Here is a 23786-nt window from a genome sequence, read left to right as displayed (position 1 = left end):
CGACGGAACGGGCCGCTTCGGATAGAGCTAATTGGCTAATCACTCAGTTTTGAACGAAAATTCGGCCACCAGCTCAACATGCGTGGACCATCGAAACTGATCCACCACACGTATCGGCCCAAGGTGGTAGCCATGCGATACCAATTCACGCGCATCGCGGGCGAAACTCGTGGGATTGCACGAAACATAGGCAAGCGTTGTGGTACCAGCGCGGCATAGCTCGGTCGTCTGGGCCTGTGCCCCCGAGCGCGGCGGATCAAGGACCGCCGCGTCAAAGCCGGACAAGTCTTCGGCCAACAAAGGTCTGCGAAACAGATCCCGCACCTCATGTGTGACTTGTCTCAGGCCCGGCGTCTTTCGCCATCCGGCATCGAGCGCTGCAATCATAGCGGCCTCGCCTTCGACGGCGTGCACTTCGGCATTCGTGGCCAAAGGCAGCGAAAACGTCCCGCAGCCTGCAAAGAGATCGACAATGCGTTTTGCGCCGCGGGTGATACTTTCAACCTCGGCCAGCAACGCCGCCTGCCCTTCGGCGGTCGCCTGCAGGAATGACCCGGAAGGTGGTTCCACCCGGGCAGTGCCGAAAACCTGTTGGGCCGCATGGCGGGTGACGATGATTTCATCCTCCCAAGCCAATCGCGCCAACCCATGCGCGCCGGCCAATGCCGCGAGTTCGATCCTCAACGGTCCATCCAGTGGCTTGCCGCCCGTCACCGCCAGGTCAAGACCGCCCGTCGACAGGGTTGCGGCGACATCGATACCGTTTTTCCGACTGGCGCCGACCTGAGCCAATGCCTCGGCCACCGGAAGCGCCGCCATCAGATCCGGATGTAACAACTGGCACTCCGGGATCTCTACAATAACGTCGGATGCCCGGGTGTGAAAGCCAGCCATTGCACCCTTCTTGGTTCGCCGCGCAGCAAATGTCGCGCGACGGCGCGACCGGGGCGGCGATACGCTGATCGGCAGAAACTCGGCCTCCAGCCCATGAGCCGCCAGCGCCTGGGCAACGATGCCGATCTTCCAATCCGCCACGAATGTGTCTGACCCGTGCTGCAGCTGGCAGCCGCCACAGGACCGAAAATGCCGACAAGGTGCGGCGACACGATCGGGCGAGGGGCTTTCGATTTTGACATTGTGCAGCCGGTTGCCCTCCAGCTCTCCGGACACGATTTCACCCGGTAAGGTCAGGGGTGCATAGATCGGCCCGTCAGCGATCCCGTCCCCCTGCTGACCCAGCCGAATGATCGTGTAGCGCGTCATAGGCGAACCAATTCTTCTTTCGTCAGGCTGAAATCGGACGCGATCCAGCGCTGTTCAAGCTCCTTCAGGCGCGCGCCAAGTGCGGGGCCGGAATAGTCGGGCATCAAATCAGCGGCCCGTATCGGAAAATGAGATGATGCGCCTTTTTCCAGTATTTGGGCGCTTTCCGGATCATGTCGTTGTTCCAACAACGCCGAACGCAGGATGAGGATATCCAATCCGGATTTTACTCCATAGCGATAACCAAGCTCTGCCGCACCTTTGGTGGAAGAAATCTCGTTTCTAAGCAAGTCCAACTGTCGCGCTTGCGTGTTGCTCAGGCGCAGTGGTTCAACCGGGTCCTCGCCGCCCAGACAAGCCAGTCGTCTCAGCGGTTCGGCGGCAATACCAAAGTCACTCTCGATATGAACGAGTGGCGCAAGATACCGATCATCCGCGCCGGGCAGAACTGCACGCATCACGCCCGCATGGCGCATGGCCGCGACGGACATTGCCGGATCAGGGGCCGCCAACAGTTTCACGATCTCAGCGCCGATACGCTCGCGCGACAGCGAGGCCAAGCCGTCGACATGGGCCGCAATCGCCTCCAAACCCTCGGCGTCCAGCCCCTCCAGTGGATCGCCATACCAGGCATGAAACCGGAAAAACCGGAGAATGCGCAGGTAGTCTTCACGGATACGCTGGCCCGCGTCGTCGATAAACCGAACCCGCCTGGCATGCAGATCATCCATGCCGCCCAACGGATCAACCAAGGTACCATCAGCTTTGGCATAAAGCGCGTTCATCGTGAAATCACGGCGGCGCGCATCGTCGATGATGTCATCGGAAAAGGCGACAACGGCGTGGCGGCCATGGGTCTCAACATCTTTGCGGAATGTCGTGATCTCATGCGGGATGTGATCGGCGACAACCGTGACCGTGCCATGCTTAAGCCCGGTTGGGACAGGTTTCAACCCGGCGTTTTCGGCAAGCTCGATGACCCGTTCGGGAAGCGCATCGGTAGCAATATCAATGTCACTCACCGGTTCGCGCAGGAGCGCATTGCGGATACATCCGCCCACGAAAAGCGCCTGATGCCCCGCGTCATTCAGCATCGCACAGACGGCTTGCGTCGCCGGTGTCTCGATCCAATCTCCCGCGACTTTCATAGCGGTGCTGCCGATTCGGACAGAGTGCGCAACATGCGCGCCGTCGCCCCCCAAATGTAGTAGGGTCCGTAGGGAACCGTATAATAGTGCCGCCGCGATCCGCGCCAATATCGGGACTGGATCAGGTAGCGTGAGCTGTCCAGAACGTGTTCCAGCGGAACAGCAAACACTTCATCCACCTCGCCCCGTTCCGGCACCGGCGTGAAAGGCGTGCGTATCTGCGCCAGCACCGGGGTCACGATGAAGCCCGTCACCGTTTCATGCGGCGACATCTGCCCCAATACGTTGACGTTTGACGGATCAAGCCCGATCTCCTCTGATGCTTCGCGCAGAGCGGTCTGGGTGATATCCGCGTCGCCACTATCCTGTTTTCCACCCGGAAAAGCAATCTGCCCCGGGTGGTGTTTCAGCGCAGAGGACCGCTTTGTGAGATAGACTACCGCGCCTCTATCGCTGCACAATATGGGTACCAGTACTCCTGCCGGGCGAAGCTTTCGACCAGGCGGCAAGACAACATCAGGGTTCAGATCAAAGTCCGATGAGGCAGCTGTTGGATTAACCAAGGCCGCCTTTATCTGCGAAAGACAGTTAGTCACCGTCACCGGACTTGCCTTCAGCCTCAAACCCCAGTGTTTTCGGATCAAGCACGTAATGCGCCCCGCAAAACTGGCAATCGGCCGTCACTGTGCCGGCATCCGTCGTCATCTTTTCGATATCGCGGGCCGAGTAGATCGACAGGCTGCTGCGTACACGTTCTTCGGTGCAGCTACAGCCAAATCGTACGGATTGCGACTCGAACACGCGTGGGGTTTCCTCGTGAAACAATCGCACCAGCAGATCGGTCGGCGCCACTGAGGGGCCGATCAATTCCAGATCCTCGACCGTATCCAACAGCATGTTGACCCGGGTCCAGTTCTCAAGCTCCTCGCCGTCAACGATATCTTCCGCGCCCAGCAATCCGCCCTCACCGGACCCGCCGCCCTGAACGTGGGATGATGCTTTCGGCATGTGCTGCAGCATGACACCGCCCGCGCGCCAATGCTCATCCCCGCCCGCTTCGGTTGATTTTCCAAAACTGAGGGAAAACCGCGTCGGCAGCTGTTCGGACTGGGCAAAATAGGCTTCCGCACAGTCGCGGATGCCGGTACCCGCTATGGGAGTGATACCCTGATAGGGTTCAGTCCCCTCACCCTGGTCTATGAGAACTGCGAAATAGCCGTCACCGACCTGATCGAAAGGCGGTCCATCGGTCAGACGGTCGCGGTCAAAACTGGCGTACGCACGCATGCGCGCCGCGCGGCCTTCAGAGTCGGGCCCATAGTAATCGGTCGCAATCATCCGTACCGGGCCTTTGGATTGGATCTGCAGGGATAGCTTCCAACGCAGCTTGATCGTCTGCCCGATAAGCGCCGTCAGCAACGCCATTTCGGCCACTAATGCCTCGACCACCGGCGGATAATCATGCTGTTTTAGAATGCCCTCCAGCACGCCGTCCAGACGCGCCACGCGCCCGCGGATATCCGATTGATCCAGCTGGAACGGCAGGATTGTATCGTCCCAGGCGATTTTCTGTCCGAGTGTCATGGGGTTTCCTTATGCGCCTGATGTTGGCATATCGCGTCTATATAGGCAGGGCAAGACAAGGTCCAAGAGGCAATATTCGATGATCAGACGCTTTGGCGAAACGCCGATTTCGACGCAGCGATACACCCCGCGACCCGGGGTCTACGCTATCCTTGCTCGGGGTCGGTCACTGCTGCTGACCCATCAGGCTGAACCGCAGCCGGAGCTGCAGCTGCCGGGCGGTGGGATCGACCCGGGTGAATCGCCACTTATGGCTCTGCACCGCGAGGTAATCGAGGAAACCGGCTGGACGATCACACAAGCCCGCCGCCTAGGCGCCTACCGCCGGTTTACCTTCATGCCGGAATACGATCTCTGGGCCGAAAAGATTTGTACGATCTATCTGGCCCGTCCGGCACATTGTCAGGGCCCCCCGACCGAGGACGGCCATACCACGCTTTGGGCCAGCCCCGAAGTCGCGGCAACCGAGCTTGAGAATTCAGGCGACCGACACTTCGTCAGATTACTATGGAGGCTTTCTTGAATTCCAGCAGGACGGCGGACACGTCATCGTCAAAGTCCTGATCATCGGCAAACTCTGAAAGCTTCCAGACGATCGATTCAAGACATGCCATGCCTCGTGTCTGACGCAAATCTTTCATGATACGTGTCAGCCCCTCATCACCCAGCAGGTTGCCTTTCAGATCTGCCCGTTCGATGACACCGTCGGAATGAATCATCAACCGGTCACCCGCCGCCATCGAGACCTCGAACTGTTGATATTCGGCGCCCTCGATCAAACCTACCGGTAATCCGCCGTCGCCCAGAAATTCAACCGAACCGTCCGCGCGCTGAATGGCAGGATGCGGGTGACCGGCCTGAACCATCACAATCTTACCGGTATCGAGATCGACGTCAGCCAGCACCATGGTGAAATAAAGCTCTGTCTCCATTTCACTTAAGATCAGCCGATTTAGGGCCGCAATCGTCTCGGCGGGCGGGCGTTGTGCATAGTCACCTGATACGGTTTTGTACAAGGCGACATTCTGGTCAGGTGACGCCGCCGACAGGTACCCTGCCAACCGAGCCGTCATCAGCGCCGAACTGATCCCGTGGCCCGACACATCTATACCGTAAAGGCCAATTCGCGTCGGGCTGACATCGAACATCCCAACAAGATCGCCGCCCACGTGACCGCAGGATTTCAGCAGCAATGAAACCTCCGCCGCCCCGAAATCGCGATACCGGTCGCTTACCAGCGATTGCTGCAGCTTCTTGGCTTCGATCAGGTCACTGTCGAGGGAATCATAAAGCGTTTGCAGCTCGTCCAGCGTGGATTTGATCAACCGGTTCTTCTCGTTCAGTTCGCGTTCCATCCGCAAAATGCGTTCACCCGCAGAAATCCGCGCCCGCAGTTCCGCGGAATTCACTGGTTTGGTCAGAAAATCATCCGCCCCAGCGTCAAGCCCGTGTGCGATGTCGTCTTTTTCGGTTTTCGAGGTCAGCAGGATAAAATATCCGTAATTCTCACGCGTCATCTGTCTGAATTCGCGGCAAAATTCTGGGCCGGTCATTCCCGGCATCATCCAGTCGCTCATGACCAGATCAGGGGGAAAGTCACGACAAATGTCCAACGCCTCGATGCCGGATTCCGCCTCGTATACCTCAAAACCCCAGCGCTTGAGCGATGCTGACAGAATGCGTCGCTGCAACCGGCTGTCATCGACAACCAGAACCCGCTGTATCACGCCTGTCGTATCAGCGCCCTGATCGACTGAATTCTCCGGTAATGTCACGATGCAGACCTAAATTGAACACCGGCACTCTGGCAACCGCCGTTTAACATCATGTGAATGCTAAAATTGTGTGGATTTTAAGCAGATTATTGCGTCGTTTCTTAACCCATCGGTGCAACAATCAACGCTCTATTTAGCAGGCAAACAGATATGATCGACTGGAACCGAATAGCAGAGCTGCGTGATGAAATCGGCGCCGATGACTTCGGCGAAGTCGTTGAAATATTTCTGGAAGAGGTCGATGACAAGATCGCTGAACTGCGTGATTTGACAGACAAAAGCGATCTTGAATCCGTGATGCATTTTCTCAAGGGAAGTGCGTTGAACCTGGGGTTTTCGGCATTCTCGGATCTTTGTCAGCAGGGTGAAACGGCAGCGCGGATGGGTGATGGCGAAAACATTGATCTGACCGCGGTTATCGCCTGCTACGACACCTCAAAAGCCGAGTTTCTAAGTGCCTTGAATAAGCTTGACGCAGCCTAATGTCACCGGTCTTAGATCAGGAATTGCGCCAAGATCGTATCGTCGGTGATATCGCGATAGGCAAAACCCGAATGCGTCAGCTTTTGTTCGAGCTCGGCAAAATTTTCTGCTTTCGATGTTTCGATACCAATCAGGACCGACCCGAAATTGCGCGCCGATTTCTTGAGATATTCAAACCGTGCGATGTCATCATCGGGGCCTAGCATCGCCAGAAACTCTTTCAGCGCGCCGGGGCGCTGCGGCAATCGAAGCACAAAGTATTTCTTGATGCCGATATAGCGCTGCGCACGTTCCTTGACCTCAGGCAATCTCTCGAAATCGAAATTGCCGCCTGATGTGACGCAAACCACTGTTTTACCTGCGATATCATCACCCAGATCCTTCAGCGCATCGACCGCCAGTGCGCCTGCCGGCTCCAGCACGACCCCCTCGACGTTCAACATTTCCAGCATTGTCGTGCATAACCGGTCTTCCGCCACGGCGATCGCATCCGAAGCATCGAGGCTTTGCAATCTGGCAAAGGTCTTTTCGCCGATACGGGCCACGGCAGCGCCATCGGCGAAATTGTCGATCGCATCAAGAGTGACCGGTGCGCCGCTCGTCAAAGCGGCCTTCAGGCACGCCCCGCCCGCAGGTTCAACAAGGGAATAGGCAACTGTGTCGCCGAAATAGCTGCGCACACCCGCCGAAAGGCCGCCGCCACCCACCGGCATGACGATCCGGTCCGGCACACCGTCCAGCCTCCGTTCAACCTCGACCGCAACCGATGCCTGGCCTTCGATCACATCATCATCGTCAAAGGGCGACAGAAAATGCCCGCCGATCTCTGCGCAATGCGCTTGTGCTGCGGCGAGCGTGCTGTCGAAATAATCACCGGTCAGTTTGATCTCGATGGACGAGCCGCCAAACTTCTCGGTCTGACCAATCTTCTGCTGGGGTGTCGTCACCGGCATGAAAATAACGCCCTTTACCCCCAAATGGCGACACATGAAGGCAACGCCCTGCGCATGGTTACCTGCGCTTGCACAGACAAATACAGTGGTTTTTGGTGTCTCGGCCAACACCTTACGCATGGCATTCAGTGCCCCGCGCAGTTTATACGACCTGACGGGTGTCAGATCCTCGCGTTTAAGAAAAACATTGGCATTATAGCGCTGCGACAGGTGTTCGTTTCGCTGCAATGGCGTTTCGGCGAACACGTCGCGCATCGCGGCCTCGGCGGATCGGGCCTTATCTTGAAAATTTGTCATCCAATGCTCTGTGGCGCAGGCAAAGCCGTCATGCAAGCCCCGACCTTGCCCCGCAGCACAAAACCCGATAAGCGCCGGTAAATTCTGACATGAGGGAAACGAAAATGTCCGCGCCCAAGAAAGTTGTGCTGGCCTATTCCGGCGGCCTTGATACCTCGATCATCCTGAAATGGCTGCAATCGGAATACGGTTGCGAAGTTGTCACCTTCACCGCCGATCTGGGGCAGGGCGAAGAGCTGGAACCCGCACGACAAAAGGCAGAGCTGCTCGGGATCAAGCCGGAAAACATCTTTATCGAAGATGTGCGTGAAGAGTTCGTACGCGATTTTGTCTTCCCGATGTTCCGCGCCAATGCAGTCTATGAGGGGCTCTATCTGCTGGGTACGTCGATTGCCCGGCCGCTGATTTCCAAGCGTCTGGTCGAAATCGCCGCCGAAACCGGTGCCGATGCGGTGGCGCATGGGGCAACGGGCAAGGGCAACGACCAGGTGCGGTTCGAGCTGGCAGCCTATGCCCTCAACCCCGACATCAAAGTGATTGCGCCCTGGCGTGAATGGGATCTGACCAGCCGCACGAAGCTGATTGATTTCGCTGAGAAAAACCAGATCCCAATTGCCAAGGACAAGCGCGGCGAAGCGCCGTTCTCGGTAGATGCAAACCTGCTGCACACCTCGTCCGAAGGCAAGGTGTTGGAAGACCCGGCAAAGGCCGCACCGGACTATGTCTATCAGCGCACGGTGCATCCCGAAGACGCGCCAAACGAGGCTGAATTCGTCGAAATCGGTTTTGAACAAGGCGACGCGGTTAGCATCAACAGCGAGGCGATGAGTCCTGCCACCATATTGACCAAGCTGAACGAACTGGGCGGCAAGCACGGGATCGGACGGCTTGATCTGGTTGAAGGGCGCTTTGTGGGCATGAAATCTCGCGGCATCTACGAAACACCGGGTGGCACGATCCTGCTGGAAGCGCATCGTGGCATCGAATCGATCACAATGGATCGCGGTGCGATGCACCTGAAAGACCAACTGATGCCGCAGTATGCTGAACTGATCTATAACGGGTTCTGGTACAGCCCGGAGCGCACGATGTTGCAGGCTGCGATTGATGCCTCGCAAGATCATGTGACCGGCACCGTACGTGTAAAGCTCTACAAAGGTTCGGCCCGGACCGTCGGGCGCTGGTCGGATCACTCGCTTTATTCCGAGGCGCATGTGACCTTCGAGGAAGACGCCGGAGCCTATGATCAGACAGATGCCGCCGGGTTCATCCAGTTGAATGCACTGCGGTTGAAATTGCTGGCCGCCCGGGACCGCCGCCTGAATGGTTGAACAGACCGGCTAGACTGAACTACCCGCAAAAGAATGGCGGCCCACATCAGCGGGCCGCCCTCCGTGAGTGGTAACTTTTGGTACGGCGCCCAGAAAACAACCGGGCGACACTGGCACCTTATTGTGCGGTGATCACCTGCATGACGAGATTGCCATCGGGTTTCACCGGGCCGTCCTCTTTGGCGCCGAGGGTATATTCGAAAATACCTGTCTGAGTGCCGCCAGCTTCCGAATGAACCATCAGCATCAGCATCTCACCGGGCTTGATCTCTTCCGTCAGAATGGCGGCAACATCGTTGTTCATGCCTGCGCGCAGCGGCGCGTGACCGACAACCGGGCCGGGTTTCTTGTCGGTATCCGTGCGGTGCACGACCAGCCAGCCATTTTCAGCGGCAGCAACCATGTCAGCGCTGACAATCCCGTTTGAGACATCCTGATCAGACGCTTCAACGCCCGGACTTACCGCATGGGCGGCGGCAAAGGCCGATCCTGCAGTCAGGGTAAGTACTGCAATGGCATGTGTGATTTTCATTTTTGGTCCTCCTTGCGAGGAAAATATCCTCGGTTGCGAACAGTGCGAAATGCGCTGCTTGGCAGAAGCCACGGACGGAGACAGAAAAAAGTTTCAAAATTAATGAAAAATTTATGGGGTTATTTTTACCGCACTGAGCTTTTCAAAGAACGGTAACGCATCACGGGCCAGATCGGCCTTGGCGCCGGTCAGATCGGGCAACGGGCCCTCGGCGGCGGCAAAACCGGTAGAACGGTGCACCGAACCGTACCAATGCGTGGCCCAGACACCGTCATCCGGATGACCACCGGCGGGCCAGCGTAGCATCCGGTCGTCCCACGGAAGGTCAATAACGTCACAAAGCCGCCTTAGCATGGTTTCCGGATCGTGCCTGATATCGGCTGAATCGATCACAACCGGGCTATGGCCGTCGCTGACCAGCTGGTCGTAAAGCTCGGCCTGCTGGACAAAACCGATATCGGTTAGCGTCGGGTTGTCGTATTTGGCGGAAAAACTAGCCGCAACACGGGCTGGGTGGCGGATGAGGAAAACATTGGTAAGCTGCGAAATCCAGTCGCGCGGCATACCGGTGATCATATGCTGAGACATGTGTTTCTGGTAGAAGTGCGCTTCGCCTCCAGGCGCCGGGCCCAGCAGGGTGTCGATGACCTGATCGGCATCGGTGGGCTGCGAGGCAATGATCTCGGCACGCATCGGATGATCAAGCCCGGTTTTCGTCAGGTAGGCGGCGTAGAACGGCTCGTCCACCACGGCGCAATCCGCGCGCGCCCCAAAGGAATACATCATCGCCGTACTCAGATTGCGGGGGCCCGACCACATGGCAATGCGCATTCCTGATATCCTTTTACTACTGCTCGTCGGCGCGATCCGGCGGCAACCTTGCTGGTTTCTGATTGTTACAAATGACGCTAAATCGGCGCGAAATTGCTGCCAAGGAGTAAATTGCTCTCACCTGCCTGTGAGATTTGGTTTCAGTGGCTTGGCGTATCGTGCCGCTTGGGTCAAGCTGCCAGTCAAACGGAGGAAGAGCAATGATGACGATTGACTTAAGGTATGTGAAAACGGCGCTTCTGGCTGTGCTGATCGCCGTCGGACTGGGTATTCAATGCCAGAAAGCTCATGCTGCCGGCAGTGAGACATTGATTGTCGCCGGTGGCTGTTTCTGGTGCGTCGAGTCGGATTTTGAGTCAGTGGCTGGCGTCAAAGCTGCCGTATCCGGATATGTTGGCGGCAAGACCAAGAACCCGACGTATAAACAGGTGACAGCAGGCGGCACCGGGCATTACGAGGCGGTCAAGATCACTTTTGATCCGGCCATGGTCAGCCGGGCCCAATTGCTAGATATGTTCTTCCGGTCGGTCGATCCAACCGATGCGGGCGGCCAGTTCTGCGATCGGGGGGCAAGCTATCGTACCGCCGTTTTTGTCGCCAACGCGTCTGAGAAACAGGTTGCCGAAGCCGCAAAATCCAAAGCGCAGGCTGATCTGGGTCAGAAGGTAGTGACACCGATCCTGTCCGCCAACGCCTTTTATGACGCGGAGGAGTATCACCAAGATTACTATAAAGGCAAAAATCTGGTCATTACGCGGTTTGGACCCAAGCGACAGTCAGAAGCCTATAAGCGCTATCGCAAAGCCTGCGGACGCGACAAGCGGGTGAAGCAACTGTGGGGATCGGCTGCGCCCTTTGCGGCAAAATACTGATATAGACGTCCGGTTTCCCCGAAAGGTTTCGAATTGTATGGTTTCCCATGAAGGTCGGCTCAACAGGCAAAGCCGTCCTTATGTATCAAACACACTTCACTTGTGCCTCCTGTTTTATGGTAACTTTCGCGTCTCAGCTCGCACCGTACCACATGCGTGCGAGCAATCCGTCCTTCTTGACCAAGTGGTGGTAAATCGCCGCCCCTGCATGAAAGACAAAAAGGCCAACCATCAAGCGGGCGCCCATACCGTGGGGAATACGAGGTGCATAGTTGCCAAAATCAGGGAGCATCGCGTCTGTCTCTCCAGATAGGATCGCGCCTGCCCCTGATACGACCATCAAGCCAATGCCACTGGCCACCATGCCGAGAATCACGATGTAGAACAGCACGTGAACCGCTTTGGCGGCTAACATCTGCCAGGCCGGACCACCTGCAACCGGATCCGGTTTTCTATCCGCGAATTTCCACCAGAGAAGCCGTGCAATCGTCAAAACCAGGATAACGATCCCCAAAGCAGCATGAAACTTCAAAATTTCTTCCTTGGCCGCGCCGTCAATTATGGATGCAGCCCAGAAGCCCGATCCCAGTTGAGCTAGGATCAGCAAGGCGCTCAGCCAGTGAATGGTGATCGCAACAGTTCCGTATTTTGCAGATGTGCTTTTCATAGGATCATTCCTATTGGGTGTTCACGTTGATTTGTCTGTCCAGCCAATGTCGGAGTGCGATCCATCGCAGAACGGTTTGTTTTTCGAAGCGCCGCATCGGCACAAGACATATTTGTCGGGTGACGCTCCTTCCGCCTGAACACCGGACGCCAACGGAATCCTCGTGACACGATAAGGCCCGTCGTTCTCGATTGTGATACCCGGTTTTTCACCGATGATATGCTGTGCTTGTCCGCCTGGCTCACTCCAGGACAGCGCGCCGGACGGGCACGCCCCTACGACCTCCTTGATTTGATCCGGGGTAGCGTTGTCCGGAACGATCCAGGGGTCTCGTTTGGTGTCAAAGGCGGCCTTCAGTCGTGCTCCGCATTCTCCTGCGTGAGAGCACACCAGCCGGTTGTAATGGATGTCAATCTGTTTACCGTCAAAGACCTTCACACCATCGGGTGTGCGATCTCGAGAAGGTTCGGTCGAAAAGCCGATTTCGCTGTGTGATCCATCACAATAGGGTTTCTTCTTGGACTGGCCGCATCGACACAAGGCAACGACAGAACGGGTTTCGAGCTCTTGGCCCGCGTAGTTGGTAAGCCGGGGATTGGATTTGGCAACCAGTGGCCCGGCAGGCCGCTCTTCGATCATGGGCTGAGGTGTGTCTGTTGATCGAGCACCGGAACCACCAATCCTGCCCGTCATTGTCAGACCATCGCGGATGTTCAGGCCCATCATGGTCAGGTTTGCTACGCCAGCGATCAGCTCAATCACCTGAACCGTGTAGAATACCGTATCGAATTCCCCCGCAGCGGCCTTGCCAGCCAAAAACCATGCCGAGGGAAGCAAGATCAGGAGCCCGTTCATTGCGATAAGAGGCATGCGTTTTTTCTTTGCGAGAGCCTTTGCGTCCGTCCGGTTTTTGCCCATCACGGTGCCTGATCCGCCGGCAATCACCATTGCCGGAATAAGGATGAACATGCCCTTCAAAATCAGAGCCTTGACCGCGGCTATCGTCTCGTGGCCCGCAAACAATTCACTGATTGCTGTGGACGTCCAGAAAAGGAGGATCATCAGAAAACCGATGCCGCCTGCAATCGCGTGAATGCGTGTCTTCATAAGTCACTCCTATTATTTGGCTTGGCGCAGTGCTCTGTCAGGCCGTACAGCAGTTCGGAACGGCGATCTTTTCGAACAGATGTGGCGCCGTGATTGCACTCGAAGGATAATGACTGAGTGCTTCTTGAAATTCTGGATTAGAGAACGCGGCACGGAAGTCAGCGATAGAGCCCCAAATGGCGTAATTCAGGTACGTGCCACTATCGCCAACGGCTTTGTGCATTTGCGTGCTGATATAACCTGGCTGCTTTTTCATCCACAGCGCATCACCCTTCCAGGCCTCAATCAGAGCGTCGTGATCAGCCGGATCGATGGTGAAAAGGTTAACCAAAACTACGGGACCAGTGTCGAGGCCCAGTTGCTGTTCAATCGGAAACTTTGGATCGAGTGGTTCGAACTTGACCATTTATCATACTCCGTGAGTGGTTGCCTAATTTGGTATCATGTTGTCAATTTAAGCTTCCTAATCAATTTGACAACACATTGTCAATATAATAAGAATCCGGCATGGCGAATGAACAATGGACCGAGACCGGAGAAGCGGTGACAGCGCTGATATTGGATGTGTTTCGACTAAATGGTCGATTACAACTTGCTGGTGATCGGCTCGTCGCAGAGCTTGGGTTGACCAGCGCGCGCTGGCAAATACTCGGAGCGATCGCCTATGCCGACCGGCCTGAGTCAGTCGCGTGGCATGCTCGAACGATGGGTGTTCATCGGCAGGGGGTTCAACGCATTGTAAACGAGTTGGAAAAGGAAGGCATTGTTGAATTCCAACCAAATCCTCATCACAAACGTGCGCATCTTGTTGTCCTAACTTCTAAAGGACAAAAACTGTTTGATGCCGCCATCGCGTTACAAGTTCCGTGGGTGAATGATCTTTCCAAAGGTCTGTCTTTAGATGATATCGCAACCGCGCAAGAGATCGTCGGCCTGCTAAAGAAACGCCTCCGAGAAACTTCGCAGCCTTAGGACGAGTTTTCTTCTGAAAACCGACCTTAGTTCGACTAGCAGCATCTGATAAATGGGCTCGAACCAGTCATCCGACAAAAATCACCCCACCTTACAGGCCGCCAGCACCGCCATGTTCAGAATGTCGTTGGCAGTAAAGTTGGTCGAGCAGATCTGGATCGACTTGTCGACACCCGCGAGGATCGGGCCCACCACATTCGCGCCACCCATTTCCTGCATCAGCTTGACCGAGATCGACGCCGAATGCCTTGCGGGCACCACCAGCACATTGGCCGGGCCGGTCAGGCGCTGGAACGGATACGCCTCTTGCGCGGCGGTATTCAGCGCCACATCCACCGTCATTTCACCCTCGAATTCGAAATCGACACCGCGTTCTTCCAGCACTTTTGGCGCCAGATGCATCTTTTCTGCTCGCTCCGATTTCGGGTAGCCGAAGGTTGAAAAGCTGACAAAGGCGACACGCGGTTCCAGCCCCATATCGCGAGCGACCTCGGCGGCGCTTTCGGCGATATTGGCCAGATCCTCCTGATCCGGCCACTCATGCACCAGCGTGTCGGCGATGAAAACGATCCGGCCCTTATGCATGATCGCGGTGACGCCAACGGCACCGTGTTCGGCATCTGCGTCGAAGACATGATTGATCAATTCCAGCACATGCGCCGATTTCCGCGTCGCCCCGGTGACAAGCCCGTCGCCATGTCCATGGGCCAGCATCAGAGATGAAAACACGTGCCGGTCACGCGCGGCCAGGCGATGCACATCATGGATGTCGATGCCTTTGCGTTGCAGCCGGGAATAGAGGAAGTCCTTGTATTCATCGAGGTGGTCGGTGTTGGCGGCATTGACGATCTCAAGCTCGGCCACCGCGTCACCCATTCCAGCGGCTTCGAGTTTTTCTTTCACATCGACCTCGCGCCCGACAACCAGCGCGTGGCCAAAGCCCGACCGCTGGTACTGCACCGCAGCCCGCAGCACGCGGGGGTCATCGCCCTCGGCAAAGATCATGCGGGCCTGTGCCGCACGGGCACGGGCATTCATCGACCGCATGATGCTGGCGGTTGGGTCCATCCGCGATCTCAGCGTCACCTCATAGGCGTCCATGTCAACGATGGGCCGCCGCGCGGCACCGGTCTCCATGCAGGCCTTCGCGACGGCGGGCGGGATCGTATAGATCAGGCGCGGATCGAACGGGGCGGGGATGATGTAATCACGGCCGAAATGCAGCTTTCGGCCATAGGCGATATCGACCTCGTCGGGCACGTCCTCGCGCGCCAGCTTGGCCAACGCCTCGGCACATGCGATCTTCATCTCGTCGTTAATGGCTCGGGCATGCACGTCAAGCGCACCGCGGAAGAGGTAGGGGAATCCAAGCACGTTATTGACCTGATTGGGATAATCGCTGCGCCCGGTGGCGACAATCGCATCGGAACGCACAGCGTGCGCCTCTTCCGGCGTAATCTCGGGGTCAGGGTTGGCCATGGCAAAAATCACCGGATCACTGGCCATCGAGGCGACCATATCTTCTGTCACGGCCCCCTTGACCGAAACACCAAGAAAGACATCGGCGCCCTTCATCGCCTCTTCGAGGGTGCGCAGATCGGTATTAGCCGCATGGGCGGATTTCCACTGGTTCATGCCGGCCTCTCGGCCCTGATAGATCACGCCTTTGGTGTCGCAAACGATGCAATTGCCATGTTGTGCACCCATGGATTTCAGCAATTCAATACAGGCAATGCCCGCAGCCCCGGCACCGTTGAGAACGATGCGCACATCCTCGATCTTCTTGCCGCTCAGATGCAGCGCGTTGATCAGACCGGCGGCGCAGATCACTGCGGTGCCGTGCTGATCATCGTGAAAGACAGGGATATCCATCACCTCTTTCAGGCGCTGCTCGATGATGAAACATTCGGGCGCCTTGATATCTTCAAGGTTGATACCGCCAAATGTCGGCCCCATCAGCTTTACCGCGTTGATGAATGCCTCGGGGTCTTCGGTATCAAGCTCGATATCAATCGAATTCACATCGGCGAAGCGCTTGAAAAGAACGGCCTTTCCTTCCATCACCGGCTTACTGCCGAGCGCGCCCAGATTGCCCAGACCCAGCACCGCGGTCCCGTTCGAAATGACCGCAACGAGGTTGCCCTTGTTGGTGTAATCATAGGCCGTTTCCGGATTTTCCGCGATGGCGAGGCAGGGCACAGCAACGCCCGGCGAATAGGCAAGGCTCAGATCGCGCTGCGTGGTCATCGGCACAGTCGCCGTAATCTCGAACTTGCCGGGGGTCGGTTCGAGGTGGAAGGCCAACGCCTCTTCGGGGGTGAACTTGGTTTTCGCCATGACGAGAGCCTGTAATCTGATGCGTTATGCCACTGCATAGCGGGGCTTTCACCAAGCCTCAACCGGATGGCTGATTTGGCTTTCACCCGGGCCCGTCGGTTTGTAAGGTTCCGGGCAACCGAGGGGGTAAGTTCGTGACGTCTGCAAAATCAGCCGTAACGCCGATGATGGCGCAATATCTCGAGATCAAGGCGCAATATCCAAATGCGCTGCTATTCTACCGGATGGGCGATTTTTATGAGCTGTTTTTCGATGATGCGGTCGCGGCAAGTGCTGCACTGGATATCGCGCTAACCAAACGCGGCAAACATCTGGGCGAGGATATCGCCATGTGCGGCGTGCCGGTACATTCAGCCGAAGGGTATTTGCTGACGCTTATCCGCAAGGGGTTTCGCGTGGCGGTCTGCGAGCAGATGGAAAACCCCGCCGAGGCTAAGAAACGCGGTTCGAAATCCGTGGTGCGGCGCGATGTAGTGCGGCTGGTCACCCCAGGAACGCTGACCGAAGAAAGCCTTCTGGAAGCGCGGCGGCATAACTACCTTGCCAGCTTCGCCGATGTTCGCGGTGACTGCGCCCTGGCCTGGGTTGATATCTCAACCGGGTCCTTCCGGGTGATGCCGATATCTGCTGTGCGACTGGGGCCAGAACTGGCGAGGCTTGCGCCCAGCGAAGTGGTGGTTGCCGATGATGCGGATTTGGGTGAAATAGTAACTGAATCAGGTGCATCGCTGACGCCTTTGGGGCGGGCGGCGTTCGATAGTACCGGGGCCGAACGGCGGCTCTGTGCTCTTTTTGGCGTCAGCGCTCTGGACGCATATGGCACGTTTTCACGCCCCGAAGTGGCAGCGATGGGCGCCATTGTCGAATATCTGGACATCACCCAGAAGGGGAAGCTGCCACTTTTGCGCCCACCGGTGCGTGAAGATCACCAGCAGGTCTTGCAGATTGACGCGGCGACGCGACGCAATCTTGAGCTGACCCATGCACTTGGCGGTGGGCGCGCCGGATCACTGCTGTCGGCGATTGATCGGACGGTAACCGCCGGAGGCGGGCGGCTTTTGGAACGTCGCCTGTCCAGCCCGTCGCGGCAATTGGACATGATCCAATCCCGGCTGGAGTCTGTTGGATTCGCGGTCGAACAGCCCCGATTTTCCGCCGATCTGCGCGAGGCGCTGCGCAAGGTGCCTGATCTGGATCGGGCGCTATCGCGGCTTGGGCTTGATCGGGGCGGGCCCCGCGATTTAGCCGCCGTTCGAAACGGGCTGGAACAGGCCGCTGAGATATCGCAATTGCTGAACGCAAAGGAATTGCCAGCACTTTTGGGCGAGGCGAGCCACGCGCTGATCGGCCATGATAAATTGCTCGACCTGCTGGAACAGGCGCTGATCGCCGAACCCCCGCTGCTGACCCGAGATGGCGGATTCATAGCTGAAGAGTTTGAGGCTGAACTCGATGAATGTCGCAAGCTGCGGGACGAAGGCCGCGGTGTGATTGCGGGGATGCAGGCGGATTATGCGACATTGACCGGGGTGCAATCGCTAAAGATCAAGCACAACAACGTGCTTGGATATTTTGTCGAAGTAACCAGCACCCATGCCGACAAGATGTTGTCAGAGCCGCTGAGTGAAACCTTCAAACATCGTCAGACCACCGCCAATCAGGTGCGATTTACCACGGTGCCCCTGAGCGAGATGGAAACCAAGATCCTGAACGCGGGCGGTCGCGCGATTGAGATTGAAAAGCGGCTCTATGACAGCCTAAAAGCCGCAATTCTGGAACAATCGGCCCAGATTTCAGCGGCAGCGCGGGCGCTGGCCGAACTTGACCTGGCCACCGCTTTGGCAGATCTGGCGCTTGGCGAAAGCTGGTGCCGCCCCAAAGTTGATCAAAGCCGCGCGCTGAGCATCGAAGGTGGGCGGCATCCGGTGGTAGAAGCGGCGCTGCGCGCGCAATCCGGCGCGCCGTTTATCGCCAACGACAGCGATCTGGGCGAGGGCGCGGATATCTGGTTGCTGACCGGGCCGAACATGGCGGGTAAATCGACCTATTTGCGCCAGAACGCCCTGATTGCTTTGCTGGCGCAGATGGGCAGCTACGTGCCCGCGCGGGCGGCGCATATTGGGTTGGTCAGTCAGCTTTTCAGCCGGGTCGGGGCCTCGGACGATCTGGCGCGCGGGCGGTCGACCTTCATGGTCGAGATGGTCGAAACCGCAGCCATTCTGAACCAGGCGGACGATCATGCGCTGGTCATCCTTGATGAGATCGGGCGGGGCACGGCCACCTATGACGGGCTCAGCATTGCCTGGGCGACGCTGGAACATCTGCATGATGTGAACGGCTGCCGGGCGCTGTTTGCCACGCATTATCACGAGATGACCAATCTGAGCGACAAGCTGGAGCGGGTCGAAAACGCTACCGTCGCAGTCAAGGAACATGAGGGCGAGGTGATTTTCCTGCACGAAGTGCGCAAAGGTGCGGCGGACCGGTCTTACGGCGTGCAGGTCGCCAAACTCGCCGGTTTGCCCGAAGCGGTTGTGGCCCGCGCACGGGTGGTTCTGGATGCGCTGGAGAAGGGAGAGCGTGAGGGCGGAACCGCTCAAAAGGCGCTGATTGATGATCTGCCACTTTTTGCCGCGACGCCGTCACCACCGCCCGCGCCGGTACCGGCATCCGAAGTGGAGGATCGGCTAGCTGGAATTTTACCCGACGATCTGACGGCCCGCGATGCGCTTAATCTGATCTACGAACTCAAGGATCTGATGAAGTGAAAATCTATCCGGACATGGGCATCCCTCTACCGGATGGTACGCGACTTTCGGCCCGTGTTTGGATGTCCGACGGGGCAAAAACAGAGCCTGTTCCAGCGATACTTGAATATTTGCCCTATCGGAAATCCGATGGCACGGCAGCTCGCGATCATGGCATGCATCTGCATTTCGCACGCCACGGATATGTATGCTTGCGGGTCGACCGACGCGGCTGCGGCGATAGCGAAGGGCTGTTTGACGACGAATATTCGGAACAGGAGTTACGGGACGGTGTCGATCTGATCAACTGGATCGCCGCGCAGCCCTGGTGTGATGGTAATGTCGGCATTCAGGGGATCAGTTGGGGCGGTTTTAACGGCCTTCAACTGGCCGCACGCACGCCCAAGCCGTTGAAGGCGGTGATCAGCATCGGCACCACCGTCGACCGTTACCATGACGACATTCACTACAAGGGCGGTATTCAGCTAAGCGAGAATATTGGCTGGGCGGCAACGGTTTCATCGTGGTTTTCGATGCCGCCGGATCCGGAACTGGTTGGCCATAACCGCTGGCGCGAGATGTGGTTGGAGCGGTTGGAAAACGCACCATTTCTGGCAAGCAGATGGGCAGGACATCCCAACCGCGATGACTATTGGAAACATGGGTCGATCTGCGAGGATTTCAGCGCGATCAAGGCGCCGGTGCTGGTCATGGGCGGGCTGCATGACGGGTATCGCAACGCAATGGCGGCCATGGTCGAGGGGCTGAGCGCGCCGGTCAAAGGGATTGCTGGACCCTGGAGCCACAAATACCCCAATATCAGCACCATTGGTCCGTCGATCGATTATCTGGGTGAGGCGCTCAGATGGTGGGATCACTGGCTCAAAGGCAAAGAGACAGGTGTAGAGGACGATCCGGCCTATCGGGCCTATGTCATGGACAGTGTTAAACCCGATCCGTCGCTTGGCTTTCGTCCCGGACGTTGGGTCGCGCTGCCCGACGAACCGAAGGCGTGTGCAATCACGGAAACACTGCCACTTGGCAAGAACGGATTGGATGATAAATCCGCATTTTCTGCGGTGTTAGAGACTGATTTTACATGCGGGCAGAGCTGTGGTGAATTTTTTCCTTTCGGCTTCGGGCCGGGTGAATTGCCCGATGATCAAAGCTGCGATGATGCGCTTTCATTGTGTTTCGACAGCGCGCCAACGGAAACAGGTCGCGATATGCTGGGCGCGCCGAACGTCAGGTTGAGAATCGCAGCAGATGGACATCGCGCTCAGATTGTCGTGCGGCTTTGCGATCTGCGGCCAGATGGTAGTTCAGCGCTGATAACGATGGGGTTATTGAATTTGCGCCATCGCGACGGGTTTGAAGAGGCCAGAAACCTGACGCCCGGCGAGGTCTGCGATGTATCTTTAGTGTTGGATCAGGTGGCTTATCATCTGCCAGCAGGGCATCGGTTACGGCTGGCGATCTCGTCCAGTTACTGGCCGTATTGCTGGCCCGAGGGCAGGGAGGTATCGTTGACATTAAGTGGTGGCGAACTGTCCATACCCTGGCTTGATTCTGACAAGATCAGGCCCTGTCATTTCGACCCGCCGGGAGAGATGGAGAAACGCCCCTACCAGCAACTGAAGGCGGGGACTGAGCACAAGGAATGGTGCGATGATCCGGAAACGGGCCGAAGAGTCCTGGAGATTTTTGGCGATCACGGGCGTCAGAAAGACATCAGGAACGGCTTGATCACTGAAAGCACGGTGTCGGAAAAATGGGAGATCGCGCAAGACGATCCCGCCAGTGCCCAGGTTGAAATCATTTGGACCCGATCACTGGGCCGCGACGATTGGGAGGTCAGCAGCAAAGTGACCACACGGATGCAGGGTAAGACGGATCATTTTGTGATTGAGCAGCATGTCGAAGCTTACGAAGGCAACATGCAGGTTTTCGAAAAGCAGTATTCAGACACGATTCCCCGTTGACGCCGACCTACCAGCTACCGCTGGCACCCCCGCCACTTGAAGAACCACCGCCAAACGACGAAGACGAAGAGGAGCCGCTTTCGCTTTTCTTGGGGATGGTACGCCAGCCGGTATAGGTGTCGTGACAATGGTGGCATTGATAGTCGATCCGCTGTTTGCCGGTTGACTTGGTTGTGGCGGGATCAACCGTTGTTGTCTCACCCTCCAGCGTCCGAAACTTACAACTGCGGAACGCACCATATTGACTGAACCAGGCGCGGTAAGCCTCGATCGTCACATGATCGCATTGCGGACATAGCCAGACATCGTAGTCAACGCTTTTCAGATGTTCTTCGGTGATCTGGCCTTCTTTCAGGTGGTCGTCGTCCCAACCTTCATCGAGGCGGGACATTTTTTGCCCGTCATTCGGACAGATACGGGGATGGTTGCGCTTCCAGCGTCGATACGCCCTCACGGGGAGCACAAGAAGCGGTGCGGCAATCGCGTAAATCCATTCGCCCAACCCCGAGATCAGACGTATCAACGCATTCCACGCCTTGACGTAAAAAGGTGCCCCATATTCGCCCGGCCGACTGCCCGTCAGGTCGTAAATCACCACCTCGACGCCCGCGGCAATGCCCCTGGCATAGTCATCCTGGCGGAAGTCGGGAATGATCACATTATCAATGATCTCTTTCACCGGGGCATCCTTGGCGGAGCCATAGCCCGATCCGACTTCGATCCGCATTTCGCGGTCATAGCGCGAGATTAGCATCATGACCCCATCATTGCGGTCGGCATCGCCCACGCCCCAATGATTGAAAAGCCCGGTAGCAAAAGGCTCGATTGCACCGGAGTAGCCGTAGTCACCCATGGTTTCGATGGTGACGACGGTAAATTCGATACCGGTCTCGGTGCGCAATTCGTTTAGATCTGCGCGAATGCTGCTCTCTTGCTCATTCGTCAGCAGATCGGCGAAATCGTTGACATAGATTTCGGAATAATCGGGGTAGGTTTGGGCCTGTGTCGCAGGCACAAAAAGAAATAGAGCCAGAAGGGTTGCTAAAACTCTGCTCATGTTTGGACTTGCCTTTTTATGGCAGACCCTAGGGCAAATCTGGCGCCATTGGAATCCTCCGGATCGGATTTTGGACGTAGTTGGACTTAGTTGCGCAAAGTCACAATCGGAACGGAAGCTAGCCCTTCATCGACGAGACGCCGACTTGCGCCGGACGCAGGATGCGGTCGTGCATCATGAAACCTTCGGCGGAAATCTGGATGATGTCGCCTGCCTTGGTGCCCGGAAGAGGGGCCTCGAACATCGCTTCGTGATGCTGCGGATCAAACGGATCGCCAACTTCGGGTGAAATCAGCCGGATACCATGTTTTGAGAAAACATTCAGAAGCTCACGCATCGTCAGCTCAATCCCCTCAAAAAACGCAGGCGCTGCGGCACGTTGTTCGTCGGTCACAGATTCGAGGGCGCGCTTCATGTTGTCATAGACCGGCAGCATATCGCGAGCCAGTTTCGAGCCGCCGTAATTCGCCGCCTCAAGCCGGTCCTTGTCGGACCGCTTGCGGGCGTTTTCGGCATCAGCAAGCGCGCGCATGAACTTATCCTGATAGGCGTCACGTTCCGCACGAAGTTCATCTATTTCAGCCGCCTCGTCGGTTATTTCAGCGGTTTCAAACTCGGTTTCCTCTGCGAGGGCCTGCTCAATGTCATCGAGAAATTCGTCTTTTTTTGCTTCTGCCATGTCTTTCACCTCTAACCCCGATCGGCGATCAATTTACCGACCAGTTGTGCCGTGTAATCCACAATCGGCACGATCCGTCCATAGTTCAGGCGCGTCGGACCAATCACGCCGACCGCACCAACAATCTTTCGATCAGCGTTCATATAGGGAGAGACCACCAAAGAGGAACCCGAAAGTGAGAAAAGTTTGTTCTCAGAGCCAATAAAAATGCGCACACCTTCGCCTTCATCGGTCAGTTCAAGGAATTCCGCAATGTCGCGCTTGCGTTCAAGGTCGTCAAACAGGGTTCGGATACGTTCCAGATCCTCTTCGCCTGCCTCCGAGTTCAGCAGATTCGCCCGGCCTCGAACGATCAGGCGCTCGTAGGTATCACCGTCATCATCCCAGACCGCCAAACCGCTTTCGACCAGCGCATGGGAAAGCTGGTCAATCTCCTGACGCCGTGCCGCGATCTGTTCGGCAATAAAAACCTGAACCTCGGACAATGTCTTGCCCTCGATCAGCGCGTTGAGGAAATTCGCCGCCTCGCGCATCGAGCTGGGCGTCTGACCGGGGGGCGGGTTGAACACCCGGTTTTCAACATGCCCATCGGCAAAGACCAACACCACAAGGGCGCGATCGTGGCCAAGGCCCACGAATTCGATATGTTTGATCGGCGCCTCGTGTTTGGGCGCCAGCACCAGCGATGCGCCTTGCGTGACGCCCGAAAGCGCTGCGCCCACACGATCTAGCGCGGCAGCAACGTCATCAGAATTGCTGCCAAGCGTCGCGTCCATCATTCGCCGGTCGGTATTTTCCAGATCTCCGACCTCAAGCAAGCCGTCGACAAACATCCGCAGGCCGTCCTGCGTGGGAATACGCCCTGCACTGATATGAGGACTGTCGAGCAGCCCGAGATATTCGAGATCCTGCATCACATTACGAATCGTCGCCGCACTGACCTTTTCGCTCATTTCGCGGGTCAGGGTACGCGAGCCGACCGGATCGCCGTTCGATAGATAGCTTTCGACCACCCGGCGGAATACCTCGCGCGAGCGTTCGTTCATCTCGGCCAGAATTTTAGTGCTATCACTCATGATGCCTGTGCTGTGCGGTTTACGGCCTGTACTAAAGGGTGCGTCGATCAAAAGGTCAATCGGGGTTGCACTTCAGGTCGGGCGCCCTGTATC

Annotated in this window: 22 protein-coding genes; 7 read left to right on the top strand and 15 right to left on the bottom strand. The window is 57.0% G+C overall.

What is annotated here, in order from left to right; all coding sequences use genetic code 11:
- Positions 1 to 39: 39 nt before the first annotated feature.
- From LC334_RS07600 to hslO, 4 genes are read right to left on the bottom strand one after another with little or no spacing between them, the layout of a single operon-like run.
- Positions 40 to 1263, bottom strand: a complete 1224-nt coding sequence (locus tag LC334_RS07600; protein WP_085799937.1) for a class I SAM-dependent RNA methyltransferase — start codon at positions 1261 to 1263, stop codon at positions 40 to 42.
- Positions 1260 to 2411 carry a CCA tRNA nucleotidyltransferase gene (locus tag LC334_RS07595; protein WP_085799938.1) on the bottom strand — a complete coding sequence of 384 codons (1152 nt, stop codon included), beginning with the start codon at positions 2409 to 2411 and terminating at the stop codon, positions 1260 to 1262. The genes LC334_RS07600 and LC334_RS07595 overlap by 4 nt, the downstream gene beginning before the upstream one ends.
- The gene (locus LC334_RS07590) at positions 2408 to 2974 is read right to left on the bottom strand and encodes a CoA pyrophosphatase (protein WP_223412913.1); all 567 of its coding nucleotides are present in this window, start codon (positions 2972 to 2974) and stop codon (positions 2408 to 2410) included. The genes LC334_RS07595 and LC334_RS07590 overlap by 4 nt, the downstream gene beginning before the upstream one ends.
- A gap of 25 nt (positions 2975 to 2999) precedes the next feature.
- Positions 3000 to 3995, bottom strand: coding sequence for an Hsp33 family molecular chaperone HslO (gene hslO / locus LC334_RS07585; RefSeq protein WP_085799939.1), 996 nt, complete (start codon positions 3993 to 3995; stop codon positions 3000 to 3002).
- A gap of 79 nt (positions 3996 to 4074) precedes the next feature.
- Between hslO and LC334_RS07580 the strand changes: the two genes are divergently transcribed.
- Positions 4075 to 4518, top strand: a complete 444-nt coding sequence (locus LC334_RS07580; RefSeq protein ID WP_085800058.1) for an NUDIX domain-containing protein — start codon at positions 4075 to 4077, stop codon at positions 4516 to 4518.
- Here the strand turns inward: LC334_RS07580 and LC334_RS07575 are convergent.
- Positions 4493 to 5770, bottom strand: coding sequence for a PP2C family protein-serine/threonine phosphatase (locus LC334_RS07575; RefSeq protein ID WP_223412912.1), 1278 nt, complete (start codon positions 5768 to 5770; stop codon positions 4493 to 4495). The genes LC334_RS07580 and LC334_RS07575 overlap by 26 nt on opposite strands.
- A gap of 150 nt (positions 5771 to 5920) precedes the next feature.
- Here LC334_RS07575 and LC334_RS07570 point away from each other — a divergent pair, with 150 nt between their 5' ends.
- Positions 5921 to 6253 carry an Hpt domain-containing protein gene (locus LC334_RS07570; protein WP_085799940.1) on the top strand — a complete coding sequence of 111 codons (333 nt, stop codon included), beginning with the start codon at positions 5921 to 5923 and terminating at the stop codon, positions 6251 to 6253.
- 11 nt (positions 6254 to 6264) lie between these two features.
- Here LC334_RS07570 and ilvA read toward each other — a convergent pair whose 3' ends face one another.
- Positions 6265 to 7503, bottom strand: a complete 1239-nt coding sequence (ilvA, locus tag LC334_RS07565) for a threonine ammonia-lyase IlvA (protein ID WP_085799941.1) — start codon at positions 7501 to 7503, stop codon at positions 6265 to 6267.
- A gap of 104 nt (positions 7504 to 7607) precedes the next feature.
- On the opposite strand from ilvA, the gene LC334_RS07560 reads away from it, so the two are divergent.
- Complete coding sequence (locus tag LC334_RS07560) at positions 7608 to 8834, top strand: argininosuccinate synthase (RefSeq protein ID WP_085799942.1); 1227 nt, start codon at positions 7608 to 7610, stop codon at positions 8832 to 8834.
- Between the two features lie 118 nt (positions 8835 to 8952).
- On the opposite strand, the gene LC334_RS07555 is transcribed toward LC334_RS07560, so the two are convergent.
- On the bottom strand, positions 8953 to 9366 hold the full coding sequence (locus LC334_RS07555; RefSeq protein WP_085799943.1) for a DUF7282 domain-containing protein: 414 nt from the start codon (positions 9364 to 9366) through the stop codon (positions 8953 to 8955).
- A 111-nt stretch (positions 9367 to 9477) separates the two neighbouring features.
- Entirely contained in the window at positions 9478 to 10197 is a 720-nt protein-coding gene (locus LC334_RS07550; protein ID WP_085799944.1) for a sulfotransferase-like domain-containing protein, read from the bottom strand.
- 203 nt (positions 10198 to 10400) lie between these two features.
- Here LC334_RS07550 and msrA point away from each other — a divergent pair, with 203 nt between their 5' ends.
- Positions 10401 to 11069, top strand: coding sequence for a peptide-methionine (S)-S-oxide reductase MsrA (gene msrA / locus LC334_RS07545; protein ID WP_085800060.1), 669 nt, complete (start codon positions 10401 to 10403; stop codon positions 11067 to 11069).
- Positions 11070 to 11202: 133 nt separating this feature from the next.
- Here msrA and LC334_RS07540 read toward each other — a convergent pair whose 3' ends face one another.
- Genes LC334_RS07540 through LC334_RS07530 form a run of 3 tightly spaced genes read right to left on the bottom strand, consistent with a single transcriptional unit; the run spans position 11203 to position 13249 of the window.
- Complete coding sequence (locus tag LC334_RS07540; RefSeq protein WP_085799945.1) at positions 11203 to 11736, bottom strand: cytochrome b; 534 nt, start codon at positions 11734 to 11736, stop codon at positions 11203 to 11205.
- A 21-nt stretch (positions 11737 to 11757) separates the two neighbouring features.
- Positions 11758 to 12843: a CDGSH iron-sulfur domain-containing protein gene (locus LC334_RS07535; protein ID WP_085799946.1), complete on the bottom strand. Its 1086-nt coding sequence runs from the start codon at positions 12841 to 12843 to the stop codon at positions 11758 to 11760.
- A 37-nt stretch (positions 12844 to 12880) separates the two neighbouring features.
- Positions 12881 to 13249 (bottom strand): antibiotic biosynthesis monooxygenase family protein, encoded by a 369-nt coding sequence (locus LC334_RS07530; RefSeq protein WP_085799947.1) that lies wholly within the window; start codon positions 13247 to 13249, stop codon positions 12881 to 12883.
- A 101-nt stretch (positions 13250 to 13350) separates the two neighbouring features.
- On the opposite strand from LC334_RS07530, the gene LC334_RS07525 reads away from it, so the two are divergent.
- The gene (locus LC334_RS07525) at positions 13351 to 13815 is read left to right on the top strand and encodes a MarR family winged helix-turn-helix transcriptional regulator (protein ID WP_085799948.1); all 465 of its coding nucleotides are present in this window, start codon (positions 13351 to 13353) and stop codon (positions 13813 to 13815) included.
- Positions 13816 to 13896: 81 nt separating this feature from the next.
- On the opposite strand, the gene LC334_RS07520 is transcribed toward LC334_RS07525, so the two are convergent.
- Positions 13897 to 16152 carry an NADP-dependent malic enzyme gene (locus LC334_RS07520; protein WP_085799949.1) on the bottom strand — a complete coding sequence of 752 codons (2256 nt, stop codon included), beginning with the start codon at positions 16150 to 16152 and terminating at the stop codon, positions 13897 to 13899.
- Between the two features lie 164 nt (positions 16153 to 16316).
- Between LC334_RS07520 and mutS the strand changes: the two genes are divergently transcribed.
- Positions 16317 to 18920 carry a DNA mismatch repair protein MutS gene (mutS, locus tag LC334_RS07515; protein ID WP_085799950.1) on the top strand — a complete coding sequence of 868 codons (2604 nt, stop codon included), beginning with the start codon at positions 16317 to 16319 and terminating at the stop codon, positions 18918 to 18920.
- Positions 18917 to 20881 carry a CocE/NonD family hydrolase gene (locus LC334_RS07510; RefSeq protein ID WP_223412911.1) on the top strand — a complete coding sequence of 655 codons (1965 nt, stop codon included), beginning with the start codon at positions 18917 to 18919 and terminating at the stop codon, positions 20879 to 20881. Before mutS ends, LC334_RS07510 begins: the two co-directional genes overlap by 4 nt.
- A gap of 7 nt (positions 20882 to 20888) precedes the next feature.
- On the opposite strand, the gene LC334_RS07505 is transcribed toward LC334_RS07510, so the two are convergent.
- The 3 genes from LC334_RS07505 to hrcA all read right to left on the bottom strand — a co-directional run bounded on the left by LC334_RS07505 (position 20889) and on the right by hrcA (position 23693).
- Entirely contained in the window at positions 20889 to 21938 is a 1050-nt protein-coding gene (locus LC334_RS07505) for a TPM domain-containing protein (protein ID WP_085799951.1), read from the bottom strand.
- Between the two features lie 118 nt (positions 21939 to 22056).
- Positions 22057 to 22617 (bottom strand): nucleotide exchange factor GrpE, encoded by a 561-nt coding sequence (locus tag LC334_RS07500; protein ID WP_085800062.1) that lies wholly within the window; start codon positions 22615 to 22617, stop codon positions 22057 to 22059.
- 11 nt (positions 22618 to 22628) lie between these two features.
- Entirely contained in the window at positions 22629 to 23693 is a 1065-nt protein-coding gene (gene hrcA / locus LC334_RS07495) for a heat-inducible transcriptional repressor HrcA (protein WP_085799952.1), read from the bottom strand.
- Positions 23694 to 23786: the final 93 nt, after the last annotated feature.

Origin of the sequence: Roseovarius aestuarii (assembly GCF_019966515.1) — a bacterium.
GTDB lineage: Bacteria > Pseudomonadota > Alphaproteobacteria > Rhodobacterales > Rhodobacteraceae > Roseovarius > Roseovarius aestuarii.
This window is presented reverse-complemented; position numbering and strand designations above follow the sequence as displayed.